The organism is Pseudomonas mercuritolerans (assembly GCF_025706525.1).
GTDB classification, from domain to species: domain Bacteria; phylum Pseudomonadota; class Gammaproteobacteria; order Pseudomonadales; family Pseudomonadaceae; genus Aquipseudomonas; species Aquipseudomonas mercuritolerans.
In genome coordinates, this window is record NZ_JAMSHA010000005.1 from 69,121 (window position 1) to 88,344 (window position 19,224).

16 protein-coding genes are annotated in these 19,224 nt (G+C 59.8%); 6 read left to right on the plus strand and 10 right to left on the minus strand.

What is annotated here, in order from left to right; translation table 11 throughout:
- Positions 1-33 precede the first annotated feature (33 nt).
- The 3 genes from ND528_RS15130 to aceK all read right to left on the minus strand — a co-directional run bounded on the left by ND528_RS15130 (position 34) and on the right by aceK (position 7,329).
- On the minus strand, positions 34-1,155 hold the full coding sequence (locus tag ND528_RS15130; protein WP_130909987.1) for a beta-ketoacyl-ACP synthase III: 1,122 nt from the start codon (positions 1,153-1,155) through the stop codon (positions 34-36).
- Between the two features lie 401 nt (positions 1,156-1,556).
- Positions 1,557-5,468 (minus strand): ATP-dependent RNA helicase HrpA, encoded by a 3,912-nt coding sequence (gene hrpA, locus ND528_RS15135; protein WP_263470627.1) that lies wholly within the window; start codon positions 5,466-5,468, stop codon positions 1,557-1,559.
- Positions 5,469-5,607: 139 nt separating this feature from the next.
- Positions 5,608-7,329, minus strand: a complete 1,722-nt coding sequence (gene aceK, locus ND528_RS15140) for a bifunctional isocitrate dehydrogenase kinase/phosphatase (RefSeq protein ID WP_212615539.1) — start codon at positions 7,327-7,329, stop codon at positions 5,608-5,610.
- Positions 7,330-7,542: 213 nt separating this feature from the next.
- Here aceK and ND528_RS15145 point away from each other — a divergent pair, with 213 nt between their 5' ends.
- A complete protein-coding gene (locus ND528_RS15145) occupies positions 7,543-8,451 on the plus strand; it encodes a DMT family transporter (RefSeq protein WP_122505875.1) in 909 nt (302 codons plus the stop codon).
- Positions 8,452-8,564: 113 nt separating this feature from the next.
- Here ND528_RS15145 and ND528_RS15150 read toward each other — a convergent pair whose 3' ends face one another.
- Complete coding sequence (locus tag ND528_RS15150; protein ID WP_263470628.1) at positions 8,565-9,428, minus strand: DMT family transporter; 864 nt, start codon at positions 9,426-9,428, stop codon at positions 8,565-8,567.
- Positions 9,429-9,872: 444 nt separating this feature from the next.
- Between ND528_RS15150 and ND528_RS15155 the strand changes: the two genes are divergently transcribed.
- Both ND528_RS15155 and ND528_RS15160 read left to right on the plus strand, forming a co-directional pair.
- Positions 9,873-10,418 (plus strand): hypothetical protein, encoded by a 546-nt coding sequence (locus ND528_RS15155; protein ID WP_212615537.1) that lies wholly within the window; start codon positions 9,873-9,875, stop codon positions 10,416-10,418.
- A 35-nt stretch (positions 10,419-10,453) separates the two neighbouring features.
- Positions 10,454-10,615 (plus strand): hypothetical protein, encoded by a 162-nt coding sequence (locus tag ND528_RS15160; protein ID WP_178083760.1) that lies wholly within the window; start codon positions 10,454-10,456, stop codon positions 10,613-10,615.
- A 43-nt stretch (positions 10,616-10,658) separates the two neighbouring features.
- Here the strand turns inward: ND528_RS15160 and ND528_RS15165 are convergent, their stop codons facing one another.
- Together ND528_RS15165 and cysK are read right to left on the minus strand one after the other, a co-directional pair.
- Positions 10,659-11,597, minus strand: a complete 939-nt coding sequence (locus ND528_RS15165) for an aspartyl/asparaginyl beta-hydroxylase domain-containing protein (protein WP_212615536.1) — start codon at positions 11,595-11,597, stop codon at positions 10,659-10,661.
- A 184-nt stretch (positions 11,598-11,781) separates the two neighbouring features.
- The gene (gene cysK / locus ND528_RS15170) at positions 11,782-12,756 is read right to left on the minus strand and encodes a cysteine synthase A (protein ID WP_016771214.1); all 975 of its coding nucleotides are present in this window, start codon (positions 12,754-12,756) and stop codon (positions 11,782-11,784) included.
- 141 nt (positions 12,757-12,897) lie between these two features.
- Between cysK and ND528_RS15175 the strand changes: the two genes are divergently transcribed.
- Complete coding sequence (locus ND528_RS15175; protein ID WP_056783605.1) at positions 12,898-13,974, plus strand: DUF748 domain-containing protein; 1,077 nt, start codon at positions 12,898-12,900, stop codon at positions 13,972-13,974.
- Here the strand turns inward: ND528_RS15175 and ND528_RS15180 are convergent.
- Positions 13,971-14,468, minus strand: a complete 498-nt coding sequence (locus ND528_RS15180; RefSeq protein ID WP_263470629.1) for a helix-turn-helix domain-containing protein — start codon at positions 14,466-14,468, stop codon at positions 13,971-13,973. The two genes, ND528_RS15175 and ND528_RS15180, sit on opposite strands and share 4 nt — an antisense overlap.
- A 225-nt stretch (positions 14,469-14,693) precedes the next feature.
- Here ND528_RS15180 and ND528_RS15185 point away from each other — a divergent pair, with 225 nt between their 5' ends.
- A complete protein-coding gene (locus tag ND528_RS15185; RefSeq protein WP_007911294.1) occupies positions 14,694-15,539 on the plus strand; it encodes an AAA family ATPase in 846 nt (281 codons plus the stop codon).
- Positions 15,540-15,551: 12 nt separating this feature from the next.
- Positions 15,552-16,730 carry a vWA domain-containing protein gene (locus tag ND528_RS15190; protein WP_263470630.1) on the plus strand — a complete coding sequence of 393 codons (1,179 nt, stop codon included), beginning with the start codon at positions 15,552-15,554 and terminating at the stop codon, positions 16,728-16,730.
- An 88-nt stretch (positions 16,731-16,818) separates the two neighbouring features.
- On the opposite strand, the gene ND528_RS15195 is transcribed toward ND528_RS15190, so the two are convergent.
- From ND528_RS15195 to ND528_RS15205, 3 genes are read right to left on the minus strand one after another with little or no spacing between them, the layout of a single operon-like run.
- Entirely contained in the window at positions 16,819-17,742 is a 924-nt protein-coding gene (locus ND528_RS15195) for a 5-oxoprolinase subunit C family protein (RefSeq protein ID WP_263470631.1), read from the minus strand.
- Complete coding sequence (pxpB, locus tag ND528_RS15200) at positions 17,739-18,443, minus strand: 5-oxoprolinase subunit PxpB (protein WP_263470632.1); 705 nt, start codon at positions 18,441-18,443, stop codon at positions 17,739-17,741. The genes ND528_RS15195 and pxpB overlap by 4 nt, the downstream gene beginning before the upstream one ends.
- The gene (locus ND528_RS15205; protein ID WP_263470633.1) at positions 18,440-19,192 is read right to left on the minus strand and encodes a 5-oxoprolinase subunit PxpA; all 753 of its coding nucleotides are present in this window, start codon (positions 19,190-19,192) and stop codon (positions 18,440-18,442) included. The genes pxpB and ND528_RS15205 overlap by 4 nt, the downstream gene beginning before the upstream one ends.
- Between the last annotated feature and the right edge of the window lie 32 nt (positions 19,193-19,224).

Genomic DNA, 19,224 nt, shown 5'->3' on the forward strand with positions numbered 1-19,224 from the left:
AGATCGACGCGATTAAGGGGAAATTAACCTATATCAGCGCTTGCGCAGCAACACGCTACCGATCGAATAACCGGCACCAAACGAACTGAGCACCGCCAGCGAACCCGAGGCCAGATCATCCTGGTATTTGTGGAAGGCAATGACCGAACCGGCCGAGCTGGTGTTGGCGTAACTGTCGAGAATCACCGGGGCTTCTTCTTCGGTAGCTTCGCGGCCGAGCAGCTTGCGCACGATCAGGTGGTTCATGCTCAGATTGGCCTGGTGCAGCCAGAAACGCTTCACGTCGCCGACGTTGAGCTGGTTCTCTTCCAGGTGCTCGCCAATCAGTTCGGCGACCATCGGACAGACATCCTTGAACACCTTGCGGCCTTCCTGCACGAACAGCTTGTCGCGGGCACCGATGCCCTCTTCCGCCGCACGGTTGAGGAAGCCGAAGTTGTTGCGGATATTGTTGGAGAACTTGGTCAGCAGTTTGGTGCTGACCACGTCGAACTGGTACTTGGACGTCGCCAGATCCGCGCGCTCGATGATCACCGCAGTCGCGGCATCGCCGAAGATGAAATGGCTGTCGCGATCACGGAAGTTCAGGTGCCCGGTGCAGACCTCCGGGTTGACCATCAGGATCGCCCGCGCCTGGCCAAGCTGTACGCTGTTGGCGGCGGCCTGGATGCCGAAGGTGGCGGAAGAACACGCCACGTTCATGTCGAAACCGAAACCTTCGATGCCCAGCGCTTCCTGGACTTCGATGGCGATGGCCGGGTAGGCGCGTTGCAGGTTCGAACAGGCGACGATCACGCCGTCGATGTCGGCGGCGGTTTTGCCGGCTCGTTGCAGGGCTTGTTCAGCCGCGCCGACAGCCATTTGGCAGAGCACCGACCATTCATCGTTGGAACGCTCGGGCAGGCGCGGGGCCATGCGTTGCGGATCGAGGATGCCGTCTTTGTCCATGACAAAGCGGCTCTTGATGCCCGAGGCCTTTTCGATGAACGCGGCGCTGGATTCGGTCAGGGCCTGGACTTCGCCGCTGGCAATGGCCTCGGCGTTATCGGCGTTGAACTGGGCGACGTAGGTATTGAAAGACTGCACCAGCTCTTCGTTGGAGATGCTGTTGGCCGGTGTGTACAGGCCGGTGCCGCTGATGACGACGTTATGCATGGTCGTTTCTCTAATCTGTTCAGGCAGAAAGTGCTGGAACCGTCGTACCAACACGCAAAGGGGTCTATTCCCATCCGGGGGACGCAAACCTGGCATCGTTTTATTCCGCAGCGCGACACGGCCGAAGGCTCTGGGTCGCGAAACGGCGGGTTATGGTGGCGAAGTTTGCCATAAACCCGAGGTTTTGGCGCCGTTCTCAAGCACAACTGCCATTCACTCCATGAACTCAACTCTGTGGCGAGGGGATTTATCCCCGTTCGACTGCGAAGCAGTCGCCAACCCACTACGCTCGGTATCTGATGAACCGAGGCGTAGGTTTTGGGGCGGCTTCGCCACCCAGCGGGGATAAATCCCCTCGCCACAAAGACCAATTCCACGGGGAATTGTGTATGGCTGCAGGGTCAGGGCTCGACCTGGCTCCACTGTTTGCTCAGGCGCTTGTCGGAGATCGGCACTTTGGTGCCCAACTGTTGGGCGAACAGCGATACGCGGTATTCCTCCAGCCACCAGCGGTACAACTCCAGCTGCGGATCACGCTTGCCTTCCTGCGCATGCTTGGCCGCGCGGGCCTGGTATTGCGCCCACAGGCCAGCGAGTTCGCCGCTCCAGACCCGATCCTTCTGCACCTGTGCGCCGAGTTTCTCGAAACGTTGCTCGACCGCTTTCAGATAACGCGGCAACTCCTTGAGCCACTGCATCGGCGTTTCGCGGACGAAACCCGGATAGACCAGATTGCCGATCTGCTGCTTGATGTCGTTCAACGCCACCGCCTGGGCAAGATCGATCTTGCCCTTGAAGCGTTTTTGCAGACCGTGCCACATCTTCAGGATTTCCAGCGTCAGCCGCGCAACCCGCTCGGCGTGCTCGGTCCAGTTGCCGCGTTTGCGCTCGGCCAATGCCGCCAACCCGGCGCCATCACGGGGCAATGGGTCTTCGCCTTCGAGAATGCAGCTGTCGAGGCTGGCCAGCAGAATGTCTTCGACCAGCGCATCGACCCGGCCCAGTTCGCGATACAACAGGCCCAGCTCAGTCTGCCCTGGCAACTTGCCCCGGAGGAACTTGGCCGGTTCGGCCAGTTGCTGCATCAACAAGCGCTGCAGGGCACGACGATGCTGGAACTCGGCTTCGGCGGGGGTGGAGAAGCGTCCCTCCTTGACCGTGCCGCCCTCTTCCACCAGCGCCGGGTACACCGTCATCGACAGCCCGGCGATCTTCTGCTGGGTCTTTTCCGCCACCGGCGCAAATACTTTCGCCTCGACCGGTTGCTGACTTTTCGCACTCTGCGGCACCGCCAGCGCGGCCTGGCTGGCTTCGGCGAAGCGCGCGGTCAACTCAGCCAAATCGCGGCCTTCGCCAAGGAACTTGCCCTGGCCATCGACGATTTCCAGGTTCATGCGCAGATGGCTCTCAACCTGCTGCGCCGCTTCTGCCCACGCTTCATCGCTGACCCGCGCGCCGGTCATGCGCAGCAGCTCGCGACCGAGCGCTTGCGGCAGCGAACCTTCGGCGAAAGTCATGCGCTGCAACGCGGCCTTGATGAAGTCCGGCACTGGCACGAAGTTCTTGCGCAGGGCCTTGGGCAGATTACGTACCAGCGCAATGCACTTGGCCTCGATCAGGCCCGGCACCAGCCACTCCAGACGCTCCGGCGGCAACATCGGCAGCAATGGCGCTGGCACGCGCAAGGTCACGCCGTCGCGCGGGTGATTGGGCTCGAAATGATAAGTCAGCGCCAGTTCCAGATCGCCGATGTGCAGGGTGTCCGGGTAATCACGGGCGGTGACTTCACTGGCCTCGCGAGCCAGTACGTCTTCTTCGCGCATGATCAGCAGCTGCGGGTCTTTCTGGCTGTTGACCTTGTACCAACTGTCGAAGGTCGCGGTCTGGTGGATTTCCGCCGGCAACCGCGCATCATAGAAGGCGTAGAGGGTTTCTTCGTCGGCGAGAATGTCGCGCCGGCGCGCCTTGGCCTCCAGTTCGTCGAGCTGCTCGAGCAGTTTCTGATTGGCGCTCAGGCATTTGGCCCGCGACTGAATCTCGCCGCGCACCAGACCTTCGCGGATAAACAGCTCACGCGACACCACCGGATCGACCGGGCCGTAATGCACCGGGCGGCGACCGACCACGATCAGGCCGAACAGGGTGATCTGCTCATAGGCTACGACCTGGCCGCGCTTCTTCTCCCAATGCGGCTCGAAATGGTTTTTCTTGATCAGGTGCCCGGCCAGCGGTTCGATCCAGTCGGCGTCGATCTTGGCGACCATGCGCGCGTAAAGCTTGGTGGTTTCCACCAGTTCGGCGGTCATCAGCCACTGCGGGCGCTTCTTGCCGATGCCCGACGACGGGTGAATCCAGAAGCGCCGCTGCCGCGCGCCGAGGTAATCGCCGTCTTCGGTTTTCTGGCCGATCTGGCTGAGCAATCCGACCAGTACCGCTTTGTGCAGCTTCGGATAATCCGCCGGCTCTTTGTTCAGGCTCAGCTGCATGTCGCGGCAGATCAGGCTCAACTGACGATGGGAATCACGCCACTCGCGCAAACGCAGGTAATTGAGGAAGTTCTTCCGGCACCAGTTACGCAGCGGGTTGGCAGTGAGCGCCTGGCGCTGCTCTTCGAAACCGCGCCACAGATTGACGAGCCCGGCGAAGTCGGAATCCGGATCCTTCCATTGCGCATGGGCCTGATCCGCCGCTTGCTGACGCTCCGGTGGACGCTCGCGCGGGTCCTGAATCGACATCGCACTGGCAACGATCAGCACTTCCTGCAAGCTGCCGAGCTTGGCCGCTTCCAGCAGCATGCGGCCCATGCGCGGGTCGACCGGCAAGCGCGCCAACTGGCGACCGAGTGGTGTCAGCTGACTGTTGCGATCTACCGCCGACAGCTCTTGCAGCAGGTTGAAACCGTCGCTGATTGCCTTGCCGTCCGGCGGCTCGATAAACGGGAACGCGGTGATTTCACCGAGGCGCAGATGGAGCATCTGCAAAATAACGGCGGCGAGGTTGGTGCGCAGAATTTCCGGATCGGTAAATTCCGGGCGCCCAAGGAAGTCCTCTTCACTGTACAAACGCACGCAGATACCCGGCTCGACCCGCCCGCACCGACCTTTACGCTGATTGGCGCTGGCCTGGGAAATCGCTTCGATCGGCAAACGCTGGACCTTGGCCCGATAGCTGTAGCGGCTGATGCGCGCGGTGCCGCTGTCAATCACATAGCGAATGCCCGGTACGGTCAGCGAGGTTTCGGCGACGTTGGTCGCCAGCACCACGCGGCGGCCCGGGTGCGATTGGAAAATCCGCTGCTGTTCAGCCGGCGACAGGCGCGCGTACAGCGGCAGGATTTCGGTGTGCTTGAGCTGGGCCTTGCGCAGCATATCGGCGGCGTCGCGAATCTCGCGCTCGCCGGGCAGGAACACCAGCACATCGCCGGGGCTGCGCCGTTCGCTGCGCTCGTAGGCGGCGATTTCGTCGAGGGTGGCGAGGATCGCCTGATCGACGGTGAGGTCGTCCTCGACCCGGTTGCCCTCTTCGTCCTGCTCCAGCGTCAGCGGTCGATACCAGGTTTCCACCGGGAAGGTACGGCCCGATACTTCGACGATCGGCGCGTTATCGAAGTGCTTGGAGAAGCGCTCCAGATCGATGGTCGCCGAAGTAATGATGACCTTCAGGTCGGGACGGCGTGGCAGCAGGGTTTTCAGGTAGCCGAGGAGGAAATCGATGTTGAGGCTGCGTTCGTGGGCTTCGTCGACGATGATCGTGTCGTAGCGTTCCAGATAACGATCGTTCTGGGTTTCCGCCAGCAGAATGCCGTCGGTCATCAGCTTGATCAGGGTGTTGGCATCGCTCTGATCTTCAAAGCGCACCTGATAGCCGACCAGCGCACCGAGCGGCGTGCCGAGTTCTTCGGCGACACGGCTGGCGACGCTGCGCGCAGCGATCCGACGCGGCTGGGTGTGGCCGATCAGACCGTGCTGGCCGCGCCCGATTTCCAGACAGATTTTCGGCAACTGGGTGGTTTTGCCCGAGCCGGTTTCGCCGGCGATGATCAGCACCTGATGTTGCTCCAGGGCCTTTTTGATCTCGTCGCGCTTGGCCGCGATCGGCAAACTGTCGTCATAACGAATCACCGGCAGGCTGGCACGGCGCGCCAGCACCTGATCACAGGACGCCTGCATGCGCGTCACCCACTGGGCCAGTTTGGCCTCGTCGGGTTTCTTGCGCAGCTCAAGCAACTGCCGCCGCAGCCGGTGACGGTCGGCGAGCATGGCGTGATCGAGGTTTTTCAGCAGTTTGTCGATGGAGGGCGATTCGTCGGTCATCGGGTAGGCAATTCGGTCGTCTATTTATGCAGGGGGCGGATTGTCGCAGAAAAGCAGCTGCAAGCGCCAAGCTACAAGTCGCAAGTCACTGCGGCTTTCAACTTGCAGCTTGAAGCTTGCCACTTGCAGCTGCGTCTTGTTATTCGTTGTCGAGGCCCTTGCGCCGGTATGGGAAGACGTCGATCACCTTCCCCGCCCGAATCGCTTCCTGCAAGCCCTTCCAGTAATCGGCGTTGTACAACTCGCCATGCAACTGATCGAACAACTTGCGCTGCCCGGCATCGGCAAACAGGAACGGCGGGAATTCTTCGGGAAACACGTCCAGCGGGCCGATCGAGTACCACGGTTCGGAGGCCATTTCGTCCTCCGGCGTGCGCGGTTGCGGGATGTGGCGGAAGTTGGCTTCGGTCAGGAAGCAGATTTCGTCGTAGTCGTAAAACACCACTCGCCCGTGACGGGTGACCCCGAAGTTTTTCAGCAGCATATCGCCGGGAAAAATATTCGCCGCCGCCAATTGCTTGATCGCCAGACCGTAATCTTCCAGCGCTTCACGTACCTGGGCGTCGTTGGCGTTTTCCAGGTAGAGGTTGAGCGGAGTCATCCGGCGTTCGGTCCAGCAGTGGCGGATCAGCACGGTTTCGCCTTCGACCGACACCGTCGACGGCGCCACTTCAAGCAGCTCTTCGAGACACGCCGGATCGAACTTGCTCAGCGGAAAACGAAAGTCGGCAAACTCCTGGGTATCGGCCATGCGCCCGACCCGATCAACGCTTTTCACCAGCCGGTACTTTTCGATTACCGTGGCGCGGTCGACGTTTTTCGACGGCGAAAAACGGTCCTTGATGATTTTGAACACGGTGTTGAAACCCGGCAGGGTGAACACGCTCATGACCATGCCGCGCACGCCCGGGGCCATGATGAACTGATCGTCAGTGTTGGCCAGGTGATTGATCAGCGCGCGGTAGAACTCCGACTTGCCGTGCTTGTAGAAGCCGATCGAGGTGTACAGCTCGGCGATGTGCTTGCCCGGCAGAATGCGTCGCAGAAAACCGATGAACTCCGCCGGCACCGGTACATCGACCATGAAATACGAGCGGGTAAACGAGAAGATGATCGACACATCGGCTTCGTCGGTGATCAACGCATCGATCTGAATGCCACGACCTTCACGGTGCAGCAGCGGAATCACCAGCGGCCATTGTTCGTCGCGGGTGTAGATGCGTCCGACCAGATACGCGCCTTTGTTGCGGTAGAGCACCGAGGAAAACAGCTCGACACTCAGCTCCGGGTCTTTGCACACCCAGTCCGGCAGGTTCTCGCGCAATTGCGCTTCGAGCCGCAGCAAGTCGCCGGGCAAATCAGCGTAATCCTCGCTGAAGCGGTAATCGGAGAAGATGCTGGCGAGCATCCCGGACAACTGGCCCTGCGGCTTGTACGTACGGGTTTGCGCGGCGCGGGCACGGCGCAGGCTTGGGCGCGTGGTGTGGATGAACATGCAGCCGTCGCTGATCAGGTCGTGGCTGAACAGCCCGCAGAAAATCGAGTTGTACCAGGTTTCGGACAGCTCATCGTCGAAGCGCAGGTCGATCACACTGATGTAGGCGCTTTTCACCAGCGGCCAGCAGCTGACGTTCATCAGCGTTTCTTCGTCGAAATACTCGCGCAGCCGAGCAACGGTTTCGCCGACCTTTTCTTCGTACAGATTGATCCGCGCCGCCGAGGCGGCCTGTGCCTCCTGCCAGCGCGCCTGTTCGAAACGCTCACGCGCGCCGTCGGTGATGCGGCGGAAATGCTCGCGATAATCGTCGAAGCCGGCGAGGATCATCCGGGCGATCTCGGTGGCTGGCCATTGCTGCGACATAAATGAACCTCGGCGGGAAATCGATTCGTTTGAGCTTAGTCACGGAAACGCTCGCAGGAAAAGCGCAATTTCTGCCAAAACCGATACAGGGCTGACCGTTGATGCGCTTTCTCGAGCCGATGCATCGGCAGGCAAAATTAAAAGCCCGAATAGCGGTTGCCATGATCCGGACGCTCGGCAACACTCTCGTCCCGATCAAGGAAGGAGCCCGCCGTGAGCCCTGTCGATATTTTCCGCATGTTGTCGCTGGCCGCTATCTGGGGCGCGAGTTTTCTGTTCATGCGCATCATTGCCCCGGTGATCGGCACGATCCCCACCGGGTTCTTTCGCGTGTCGATCGCGGCGGCCGGTCTGCTGGTGATCCTTGGGCTGATGCGCATCAGTTGGGACTTCAAGGGCAAGCTGAAAACCGTGATGCTGCTGGGCGTAATCAACTCGGGGATTCCGGCGACGCTGTATTCGGTTGCCGCCCAGGTTTTGCCGGCCGGCTATTCGGCGATCTTCAATGCGACCACGCCGCTGATGGGCGTGTTGATTGGCGGCCTGTTTTTCAGCGAAAAACTCACAGCGGCCAAGCTCAGCGGCGTGTTCCTCGGCCTGTTCGGCGTCGGCGTGCTGACACGCGCAGGTCCGGTGGCCTTCGATCTGCAGCTGCTGATGGGCGCGGTGGCCTGCCTGCTTGCGACCACTTGCTACGGCTTTGCCGGTTTCCTCGCGCGGCGCTGGCTGGATCAGGCCGGTGGGCTGGACAGCCGTTTGTCGGCATTGGGCAGCATGCTCGGGGCGACGTTGTTTTTGCTGCCGCTGTTCGCCTACAGCACCATCACTGCGCCGCCGGTCAGTTGGGGCGGCTGGCAGGTCTGGCTGTCGCTGCTCGGCTTGGGCCTGGGTTGCACGGCGTTTGCCTACATCATCTATTTCCGCCTGCTCAGCTCGATCGGCCCGGTGAAATCGATGACCGTGACCTTCATGATCCCGCCGTTCGGCGTGTTGTGGGGGGCGTTGTTGCTGGATGAGCCGTTGTCGATGGCGCACATTTATGGCGGAGTGTTGATTGCGGCGGCGTTGTGGCTGGTGTTAAAGCCGGCGGTGGTTAAGCCTGCAAACGCGTCAGTCCGTTAGATTTTCTGCCGCAGATATTCGCGAGCAGGCTCGCCCCTACAGAAGAATACATTCCAATGTGGGAGCGAGCCTGCTCGCGAAAGGCGGCGCAACAAGCGCCACCTGCCTATCGGCTATCCGGTTTTACGGAACACAAATACCAACCCAACAATGATCAGCAGCATCCCCAGCACACTCAACGCCGCCAGCCGATTACCGAAAATCAGGTAATCCATCGCCGCCGTCACCGCCGGCACCAGATAGAACAGGCTGGTGACGTTCACCAGATTTCCCCGCGCAATCAGCCGATACAGCAACAGCGTCGCCAGCACTGAAACCACCAGGCCCATCCATAACACCGGGACAATGAAGCCTGCGCTGTGCTCGAAGTGAAACGGCTGGAACGGTACGAACACCGCGCACAACAACAGCCCGGCCAGATACTGCACTGGCAGCGTACCGAGCGGATTGTCGGTGATGCGTTTCTGCATGATCGAGCCAAGCGTCATGCTCGCCAGCGCCAGCAAACCGAACAGCATGCCAGCCCAGGACATTCCAGCCAGACCGATCCCTTGATAAACCACCATGATCAGCCCGGCCAGGCCCAGCGCCAGGCCGAACAGGCGGCTCGCCGAACGCTGCCGTTCCATCAAGACCACGGTAAGGATCGGCTGAACGCCCATGATCGTCGCCATCACCCCCGGCGTGACTTTGCAGTCCAGCGCCAGCAGATAAAAGATCTGATAGGCCCCGAGCAACACCAGTCCCGTGGCGATCGCGAACAGCATCGGCTTGCCACCCTTGGGCAACTTCAATCTCAGCAGCGGCGCCAGCAAGACCAGCCCGCACAGGGCGATGGCGAAGCGAATCAGCAGAAAGGCAAAGGGCGAAGCATGGGCGAGGCCCCATTTGGAGAAAATCGCCCCGCTGCTCCACAGCAGAACGAACAGGCTCGTGGACGCCGCCGCGAGCGAGGATTGTTTCGAAAGGACAAACATGAATACCACCTGTAGTCAGGCAAGAAGCCAACTCAGCCGAAGCTGAAATTCAGTAGGTTTTTCTGGCGGGCGCGGGGGCAGCAGAAACTGCCGATCAGCCCCGAACGCCAACGCCCGGCGGCGATACGACTGCGCACACCGGCGTGCTACTGACAGGTGGAGGGTAATGACTGATCTGCACAGGCTGCTGATTCCCGCACGGCACGACGCCAGCGTTGACCGCTGAATCGACTACCGCGTTGATGAAGGATGCAGGCATGAATGCTGATCTTTATTGAGGAAATGAACGCGCGAGCCAGGCGGCTCGCGGGCTGACTATAACCAGCCCGGGACACAGATTGCAATGACTTGGGCGAAGGGCCGGTAGCGACAGTCTGGCGCCGGGTGGTTAGGGTTATTGGCGTGGCAACGGATTGTCAGGAGACATGGAATGCAAGAGATCATATGCCAAGGGAACGGACGTATTTGCGGTATCAGGTTTATCGGTCAGAGGCGAGGAAGCGGGCCGCTTCGCAGATTGCCGGCTTACAGGGCCAACTCAAGGCGGCCGACGCTTCGATTATGGATTTATCTCTGATTCGGTTCGAACCGATAAACAGGCATGCGCTGAATGCTTTTGAAACATGGGAAGAACCCTGCTTTTTCTGGCATGAAGTCATCGCGTGGAAATCACGTGAACCACGCGCACTGGACATCTCTATCTGGTTCGACGGGCAGCTCTGCGGCCTGTGTTTTGCGAACCCGAACAATAGTCGACGAAGATTACGAGTTGTGAGACTGGAAGGGCGCCCTGGCGGAACACATCCTTTGAAAAATCGGATCGGACTACTAGCGATGATGGTAATTGAGCAATACGCGCATTTCGTTGGCTGCGATGTTATCGAAATACAAGAGCCGCTGGACGGTGCGATACCCGTTTATCAGAAGCTGGGTTTCAGCTACGACATCGAAGGCCGCCTTGTCAAAACCTTGGAGAATCCAGTACTGTGAAAACCAATCAATTACTGATCGAACCGGGAGGCGACATGAAAAAAGCGAAACAGAGACCTCCCGAAGCGCTGGTCAGATCGCTGAAAACCAAAAGACTGGCTGATCACGAATTGACCGCTAATCAACGGCGTCTGTTGCAACTGCTGATCACCGGTATCGAAGATGAGCCCTCGGTGCTGGCCGCTGGCCGATTGTGAAAAAACCGCTCCTGAGGAGCGGTTTTTTATTTCTGTTCCAGGCTCAACCAAACAACCAATACCCCAGCAACGTCAGCACCAACACCGCCAGCACCGGGCGCATTACCCTGTAGGCCTTGGGATGCCGGCGCTTCCACTGCTTGACCACGCCGCTGAAACGGTCGCTGAAGTTCTTGCTCCAGGCATAAGCCTGGTTGATGCCGCCAACCCGTTCGTCGTCCAGATTCTGCGGCGCGGTGGCGCGGCCGAGCCAGCCGCTGATGAAGCGGTTGATCCGGGTCATCAGGCGGCTGCTCAGCGGGCGTTCGATGTCACAGAACAGAATGACGCGAGTCTGAGCGGTTTCATTCTTGACCCAGTGCACGTAGGTCTCGTCGAACATCACGTCATCGCCGTCGCGCCAGGCGTAAACCTGACCGTCGACGAAGATCCGGCAATCGTCGGAGTTGGGTGTCGACAGGCCGAGGTGATAGCGCAGCGAGCCGGCGAACGGATCGCGGTGCGGGTTGAGATGACTGCCGCCCGGCAGCAGTGCAAACATCGCGCCCTTGACGTTGGGAATGGCACTGACCAGCGCTACAGTTTTCGGGCACAGGGCTTCGGCCGATGGCAGCGGTTTGTCGTACCACTTCAGATAGAAACGCTTCCAGCCTTTTTTGAAGAACGAACCGAAACCGGCGTCGTTGTTCTTCTCGGCGGCGCGAATGTAGCCCTCGTCAAACAGGTGCATGGCTTCGTCGCGGATGGTTTCCCAGTTGTCGCGCAGTACATCCAGCTCCGGAAACTTGCTGCGATCCAGATACGGTCTGGATGGCACTGCGGAAAACAGGTACATCAAAGCGTTATATGGGGCGAACAGCGCCGAATGGTTGACGAACTGACGCAGCACCGGCAAACGCGCCTTGCCGCGCAAATGCACATAGAGCGTGCTGCCCAGAAACAGCAACAGCACAAACGCCTTGGCGGCAAACGAAACGCTCATCAACAACTCCTTGAATAAAGACAACGCTGCGCAATGCCCTTTACCCGGCATGGCAGCCGGCCATGATAAACACTACCGGCTCCGGGAAAAACCCGCCTGCCACAAGATTCAGTGTTAAGCATTACGCAACAAAGCCTTTATTAACATGCGGCGCCTGAACCCTGGCTGACATGAATCAACAGGCTTACTGCTGGTTCTCCTGCTCGGTGAACAGGTCACTGAACAACATGCTCGACAGATAACGCTCACCCGAATCCGGCAGCACCACGACGATGGTTTTCCCCTGCATCTCTGGTTTCTCCGCCAGACGCACCGCCACCGCCATGGCAGCGCCGCAGGAGATGCCGCACAAAATCCCCTCTTCCTGCATCAGGCGCAAAGCCATGGCCTTGGATTCTTCGTCAGTCACCTGCTCGACACGATCGACCATCGACAGATCAAGGTTCTTCGGCACAAAACCGGCACCGATGCCCTGAATCTTGTGCGGGCTCGGCTTGATCTCGGCACCGGCCAACGCTTGTGTAATCACCGGCGAAGACGCTGGCTCGACGGCCACCGACAGAATCGGTTTACCGGCGGTGTTCTTGATATACCGCGAGACACCGGTAATGGTTCCGCCGGTACCTACTCCAGCCACCAGCACATCCACGGCACCGTCGGTGTCGTTCCAGATTTCCGGGCCGGTGGTCTTCTCATGAATCGCCGGGTTGGCCGGGTTATCGAACTGCGCTGGCATGAAGTATTTGTCGGCATCGCTGGCGACGATTTCCGCAGCTTTCTCGATGGCGCCCTTCATGCCCTTGGCCGGCTCGGTCAACACCAGTTCCGCGCCCAGGGCTTTCAGAACCTTGCGGCGCTCGATGCTCATCGACGCCGGCATGGTCAGCATCAATTTATAGCCACGCGCAGCGGCAACGAAGGCCAGACCGATACCGGTATTACCGGAAGTCGGCTCGACAATGGTCATGCCCGGCTTGAGTCTGCCGCTGCTTTCGGCGTCCCAGATCATGTTGGCGCCGATTCGGCATTTGACCGAATAACCGGGGTTGCGCCCCTCGATCTTGGCCAGGATCGTGACCCCGCGCGGCGCGATGCGGTTGATCTGGACCAGCGGCGTATTACCGATGGAATGGGCGTTGTCAGCGTAAATACGGCTCATGGCTGGGTCCTTATGCAGCGTTGAATTCAGCCTTCCAAGGTAAGCCCGTTGCCGATCACAGTCCAGTCGGGTCGAACGTCTGCAAACGCGCGGAGTCAATCGCATTGAATCGTCAAGCCACACTCTTGAAGGAACAATGGCATGAAACGTCGTTACAGCTGGCCGCTCTGGACCCTGGCGGGTGTCGTGGTGCTGCTGGTCGCCCTGCATTTCGCCCTGCCCTATCTGGTACGCGACTACCTCAATGACAAGCTCGCGGACATGGGCGATTACCGTGGCCAGATCACCGATGTCGACCTCGCGCTGTGGCGCGGCGCCTACAAAATTAACGGCCTGAAGATCGTCAAGGTCGACGGCAAAGTGCCGGTGCCGTTCGTCGATGCGCCGTTGATCGACCTGTCGGTGAGCTGGCATTCGTTGTGGTACGACCATGCCGTGGTCGCGCAGGTGCAATTTCTCAACCCCGAAATCAACTTTGTCGACGGTGGCCCCAATAAGCAGAACTCGCAGACCGGTCAGGGCACCGACTGGCGTGAACAATTGGGCAAGCTGCTGCCGATCACCCTCGATGAAGTACAGATCAACGACGGCCGTATTACTTTCCGTAATTTCAATTCCAAGCCGCCGGTGAACATGAACGCCAGCAACGTCAACGCCAGCATCTACAACCTGACCAATGTGGTCGACAAGGAAGGCAAACGCGACGCGCGCTTTGAAGGCAAGGCGTTGCTGCTGGGCCACGCGCCGCTGGAAACCACCGCCACCTTCGATCCACTGAGCAACTTCGAAGACTTCGAATTCCGCCTGCGCGCCCGTGACATCGAGCTCAAACGCATGAACGACTTTGCCGCCGCCTACGGCAAATTCGACTTCAACGCCGGCCACGGCGATGTGGTCATCGAAGCCAAGGCAGAGAAAGCCCGACTCACCGGCTACATCAAACCCCTGCTGCGCGACGTCGACGTATTCAACTGGCAGCAAGACGTCGAAAACAAGAACAAAGGCCTGTTCCGCTCAATCTGGGAAGCATTGGTCGGCGGCACCGAGACCGTGCTGAAGAACCAGAACAAAAACCAGTTCGCCACCCGCGTCGAACTCAGCGGCAATGTTCACCAGCAGAACGTCAACGCCTTCGAAGCGTTTTTGCAGATTTTGCGCAATGGCTTCATCCAGGCATTCAATGCGCGATATGAGCGGCCGAAGCCGGATGAGGGTTAATTTTTGCGGTTGACGACATATCGACCTGTGTCTTCGGCCGCTATCGATGAACGCTGTTGCAGCGAATCCCAGCCCAGACAGGCCAAGGCCAAAGAACGTGGCACTGCTTCACGCCCATTGCTGTAACGGCTGATGCTGCGAGCGCTCACACCGAGCGCTTCGGCCGCATCATTGAGAGAAAGTCCGGTACGGGCGCGCCAATCGATAAAAATGCGCGTGTTCTCATCCTGGGCATTTTGCGCTAGCGCATCCATATACAAGGTGTCTGCACCGATCTGTACGTCGGGTTCAACCCATTCAACGATCCAACCCTCGTCCCCGACTACGGCAGTCGCAAAGACTTCGCGATCAAGCAGTGGCCGCAGACCTGGATAAGTATGAATATCCATCCCCAAATCAACTGTCAGTTCCTGACCATTGATAAATGCCAGCGCCAACCTGAAATCCGACACGACGTGCGCAGATCGCAGACGCGGCCGTTTCATGGGTAACATCGATTTTCTGCCTTTTTACTAACCGAGTAGGAAAGGCTATCGCCAAATCGGCGATACCGGAATACTGGCCATCCGCCGAGACTGAGTCAACATGTGACGCTCCATTCAGAGACTGAATAAGCCGTCTGCGTTCACAGTCGACCGGCGTGCGCGTTATAGTCGGGCATCCGATTATTTCGCCCCGCCCTGCCCGTAAGGTCGGCGTTACCGTTCGAGGATCTGCAGATGAAGTTCGAAGGCACCCAGGCCTATGTCGCCACCGATGACCTGAAGCTGGCGGTCAACGCCGCTATCACCTTGGAGCGGCCTCTGCTGGTCAAGGGCGAACCGGGCACCGGCAAGACCATGCTCGCCGAGCAACTGGCCGAATCGTTCGGCGCCAAATTGATCACCTGGCACATCAAGTCCACGACCAAGGCCCATCAGGGTCTGTATGAATACGATGCCGTCAGCCGCCTGCGGGATTCGCAACTGGGCAATGAAAAAGTCCACGATGTGCGCAATTACCTGAAGAAAGGCAAGCTTTGGGAAGCCTTCGAGTCCGAGGAGCGGGTGATTCTGCTGATCGACGAAATCGACAAGGCCGACATTGAGTTCCCCAACGACCTGTTGCAAGAACTCGACAAGATGGAGTTCTACGTTTACGAGATCGACGAGACCATCAAGGCCAAGAAGCGCCCGATCATCATCATTACTTCCAACAACGAGAAAGAGCTGCCGGACGCCTTCCTGCGCCGCTGCTTCTTCCACTACATCGCCTTCCCCGACCGCACTACCCTGCAGAAAATCGTCGACGTGCACTACCCGGACATCAAGAAGGATCTGGTCAGCGAAGCGCTCGACGTGTTCTTCGACGTGCGCAAGGTACCGGGCCTGAAGAAAAAACCTTCGACGTCCGAGCTTGTCGACTGGCTGAAACTGCTGATGGCCGACAACATCGGCGAAGCGGTGCTGCGCGAGCGCGATCCGACCAAGGCCATCCCGCCACTGGCTGGCGCGCTGGTGAAGAACGAACAGGACGTGCAACTGCTTGAGCGCCTGGCGTTCATGAGCCGGCGCGGCACCCGCTAAGAGGCTGCTGCCATGTTGCTCAACCTGTTCAACGAAATGCGTGCAGCCAAGGTACCGGTCTCGGTGCGCGAGCTGCTGGACCTGATCAACGCGCTGAAACAGCGCGTGACCTTCGCCGACATGGACGAGTTCTATTTCTTGTCGCGGGCGATCCTGGTGAAGGACGAACGCCATTTCGACAAGTTCGACCGCGCGTTCGGCGCCTATTTCAACGGCCTGGAAAAACTCGACGATCACTTGCAGGCGCTGATTCCCGAAGACTGGCTGCGCAAGGAATTCGAGCGTTCGCTGAGCGACGAAGAACGCGCGCAGATCCAGTCCCTCGGTGGGCTGGACAAGCTCATCGAAGAGTTCAAGAAGCGTCTGGAAGAACAGAAGGAACGCCACGCCGGCGGCAACAAATGGATCGGCACCGGTGGCACCAGTCCGTTCGGCTCCGGTGGTTTCAACCCGGAGGGCATCCGGGTTGGCGATGCCGGCGAGCGTCAGGGCAAAGCGGTCAAGGTCTGGGACCAGCGCGAGTACAAGAACCTCGACGATTCGGTGGAACTGGGCACGCGCAACATCAAGGTCGCTCTGCGTCGTCTGCGCAAGTTCGCCCGCCAGGGTGCGGCGGAAGAACTCGACATCGACGGCACCATCGACCACACCGCCAAGGACGCCGGCCTGCTGAATATCCAGATGCGCCCGGAACGCCGCAACACGGTGAAGCTGTTGCTGTTGTTCGACATCGGCGGCTCGATGGACGCGCACGTAAAGATCTGCGAGGAATTGTTCTCGGCCTGCAAGACCGAGTTCAAGCACCTGGAGTACTTCTACTTCCACAACTTCATTTATGAATCAGTGTGGAAGAACAACATGCGCCGCACTTCCGAACGCACCTCGACCCAGGATCTGCTGCACAAATACGGCGCCGACTACAAAGTGATCTTCATCGGTGACGCCGCGATGGCGCCTTACGAAATCACCCAGGCCGGTGGCAGCGTCGAGCACTGGAACGAAGAGCCGGGTTACGTGTGGATGCAGCGCTTCATGGAGAAATACAAGAAGCTCATCTGGATCAACCCGTATCCGAAGGACACGTGGGGCTATACCTCGTCGACCAACATCGTCCGCGATCTGATCGAGGATCAGATGTATCCGCTAACGCTGCGCGGGCTTGAGGAAGGGATGCGGTTTCTTTCCAAATAATCGTTAACTCGACGAACGCCTTCGCGAGCAGGCTCGCTCCCACATTGGAATGCTTTTACCTGTGGGAGCGAGCCTGCTCGCGAAGCTTTTAGCGATCTTTGAAGCGCTGCAAATATTCGACATGCTCGCGGTGCGCGACGTCCTGCACTACCGGCCTCAATCTTACCTTCGCTCCCGGCAGGCACTGCGCCAATCGTGCCAGCGCCAGCGGTGTCAACGCGCCCAGGCGCGGATAGCCACCAATGGTCTGCCGATCATTGAGCAACACAATCGGCTGCCCGTCCGGCGGCACCTGAACCGCGCCCAACGGAATCCCCTCGGAGATCATCGGCGCGCCCTGATATTGCAACGCCGCGCCGAGCAGGCGGATGCCCATGCGGTCGGCGCGACTGTCGATGGTCCAGGCGCTGTTGAAGACATCGAACAGGCTCTGCCCGCTGAACTGGCCGATCTGTGCGCCGAGCACCAAGTCCAAAGGCGCATGCGTTTTGAAATCCGGCCGCAGCGCCGAAGGCATTTCCCGTACTGCCAACGCTTCGCCGCTGTAACCGAGCACCGCCCCTTTGGCGAGCGGAAAGCCCATGCCATCAAGCCCGCCCAATTCTTCGCGCAGCACCGTGGCACTGCTGCCCAATACCTTCGGCGCAGTGAAACCACCGGCTGCGGCCAAATAAGCCCGGGCGCCGAGCAACGGCTGGGTGAAGCGCAATGTCTGCCCTTTCGCCAACCGGAAGCTGCGCCACGGCGCCAGCGGTTGGCCGTCGATCTGCGCGCCGAGATCCGCTCCTGCCAGCGCCAACAGGCAATCCTCCTCAGCCACCACGGCAAACCCGCCGAGGGTGATTTCAACCACCGCCGCATCCAGTTCATTACCCAACAGCCAATTGGCCCAGCTCATCGAGCACCAATCCGCCGCGCCGCCCTGCGTCACGCCCAGATGTCGCACGCCAAACCGCCCGGCGTCCTGCAACAGGCACAGCGGTGTGCTGGCTTCGATCGTCAATCGACTCACGCCAACGCCTCCAGTGGTGTGTCATCGCCGCCCAAGCGTATGAATTCGGCGTGGTCGACCGCTTCGAAGCGCACCGTGTCGCCCGGTTGCATCAGGCTGTAGCCGTCGCGGTGGCGATCGAAGAGTTTCGCTGGGGTGCGCCCGATCAGGTTCCAGCCACCGGGTGAGACCACCGGATACGCTGCGGTCTGCCGCTCGGCGATACCGACGCTGCCGGCGGCGACTTTCTTGCGCGGTGTGCTCAAGCGCGGCGCGGCGAGCATTTCTTCGACCAGGCCCATGAAGGCAAAACCCGGCGCAAAGCCAAGAGCGAACACCTGATATTCCCGTGCGCTGTGGCGACGAATCACCTCCTTCACCGCGAGGCCGCTGCGTTCGGCCAACAGGCTCAGATCCGGGCCGACACTCAAGTCATACCAGACCGGCAAGACATGACACTGCCCAGCGCTTCGCGCATTTGGCGACAGGTCAACCAACGCCTCGGCGATCAATTCGCGCGCCTGCGCCGGACTCAACAGCGTCAGATCGTAATGCACCATCAGCGTCGTATAGGACGGCACCAGATCGATCAGCTGCGCGCCGAATGCCGCACGCAAGCGCTCGCTGGCGGCGAGCATCCACGGCGTGTTGGCTTCGGCAATTTCATCGAACAGACGCAGCATCAGGCAATCGAGCGCCACCACTTCAATCCGTGGATTCATGACGCACTCGACTGCTGCATGGCCTGACGAATGCGCTGCACGGCGGCCACGGAACTGGCGTTGTCGCCGTGGACGCACAGGGTGTTGGCGCGCAGGATCAACGCGCTGCCATCGCTGGCAATAAGCTCGCCGCCACGGGCGATGGTCAATGCTTGCTCGATGATTGTCTGCGGATCGTGATGCACGGCGCCCGGCAACTGCCGCGAAACCAGCCGGCCAGCGCTGTCGTAGGCACGGTCGGCGAACGCTTCAAACCAAAGAGTTACGCCGTATTCATCGCCGATCTGCTGCGCCGCAGCGTTGTCTCGGGTCGCCATCAACATCAGCGGCAAGCTGCGGTCATAAGCGGCCACGGCCTGCACCACTGCGCGCAACTGCGCCGGGTTGGCCATCATGTCGTTGTACATCGCGCCGTGGGGTTTGACGTAACTCACACGCCCGCCCTGCGCCTTGCAGATGCCGTCGAGGGCGCCGATCTGGTAATGCAGGATGTCCTGCAGCTCTTGCGCGGAATACGCCATGGAGCGCCGGCCGAATCCGACCAGATCCTGATAGGCCGGGTGCGCGCCAATCTGCACGCCGTGTTCGAGGGCCAGCGCCACGGTTTTGCGCATGATGCTCGGGTCGCCGGCATGGAAACCACAGGCAACGTTGGCGCAATCGATGAAGGGCATGACTTCGGCGTCCAGACCCATGGTCCAGCTGCCGAAGCTCTCGCCAATGTCGCAATTCAATAGCAGGCGGCTCACGGTGAACACTCCTGTAGCTGCTGGTCTTTTTA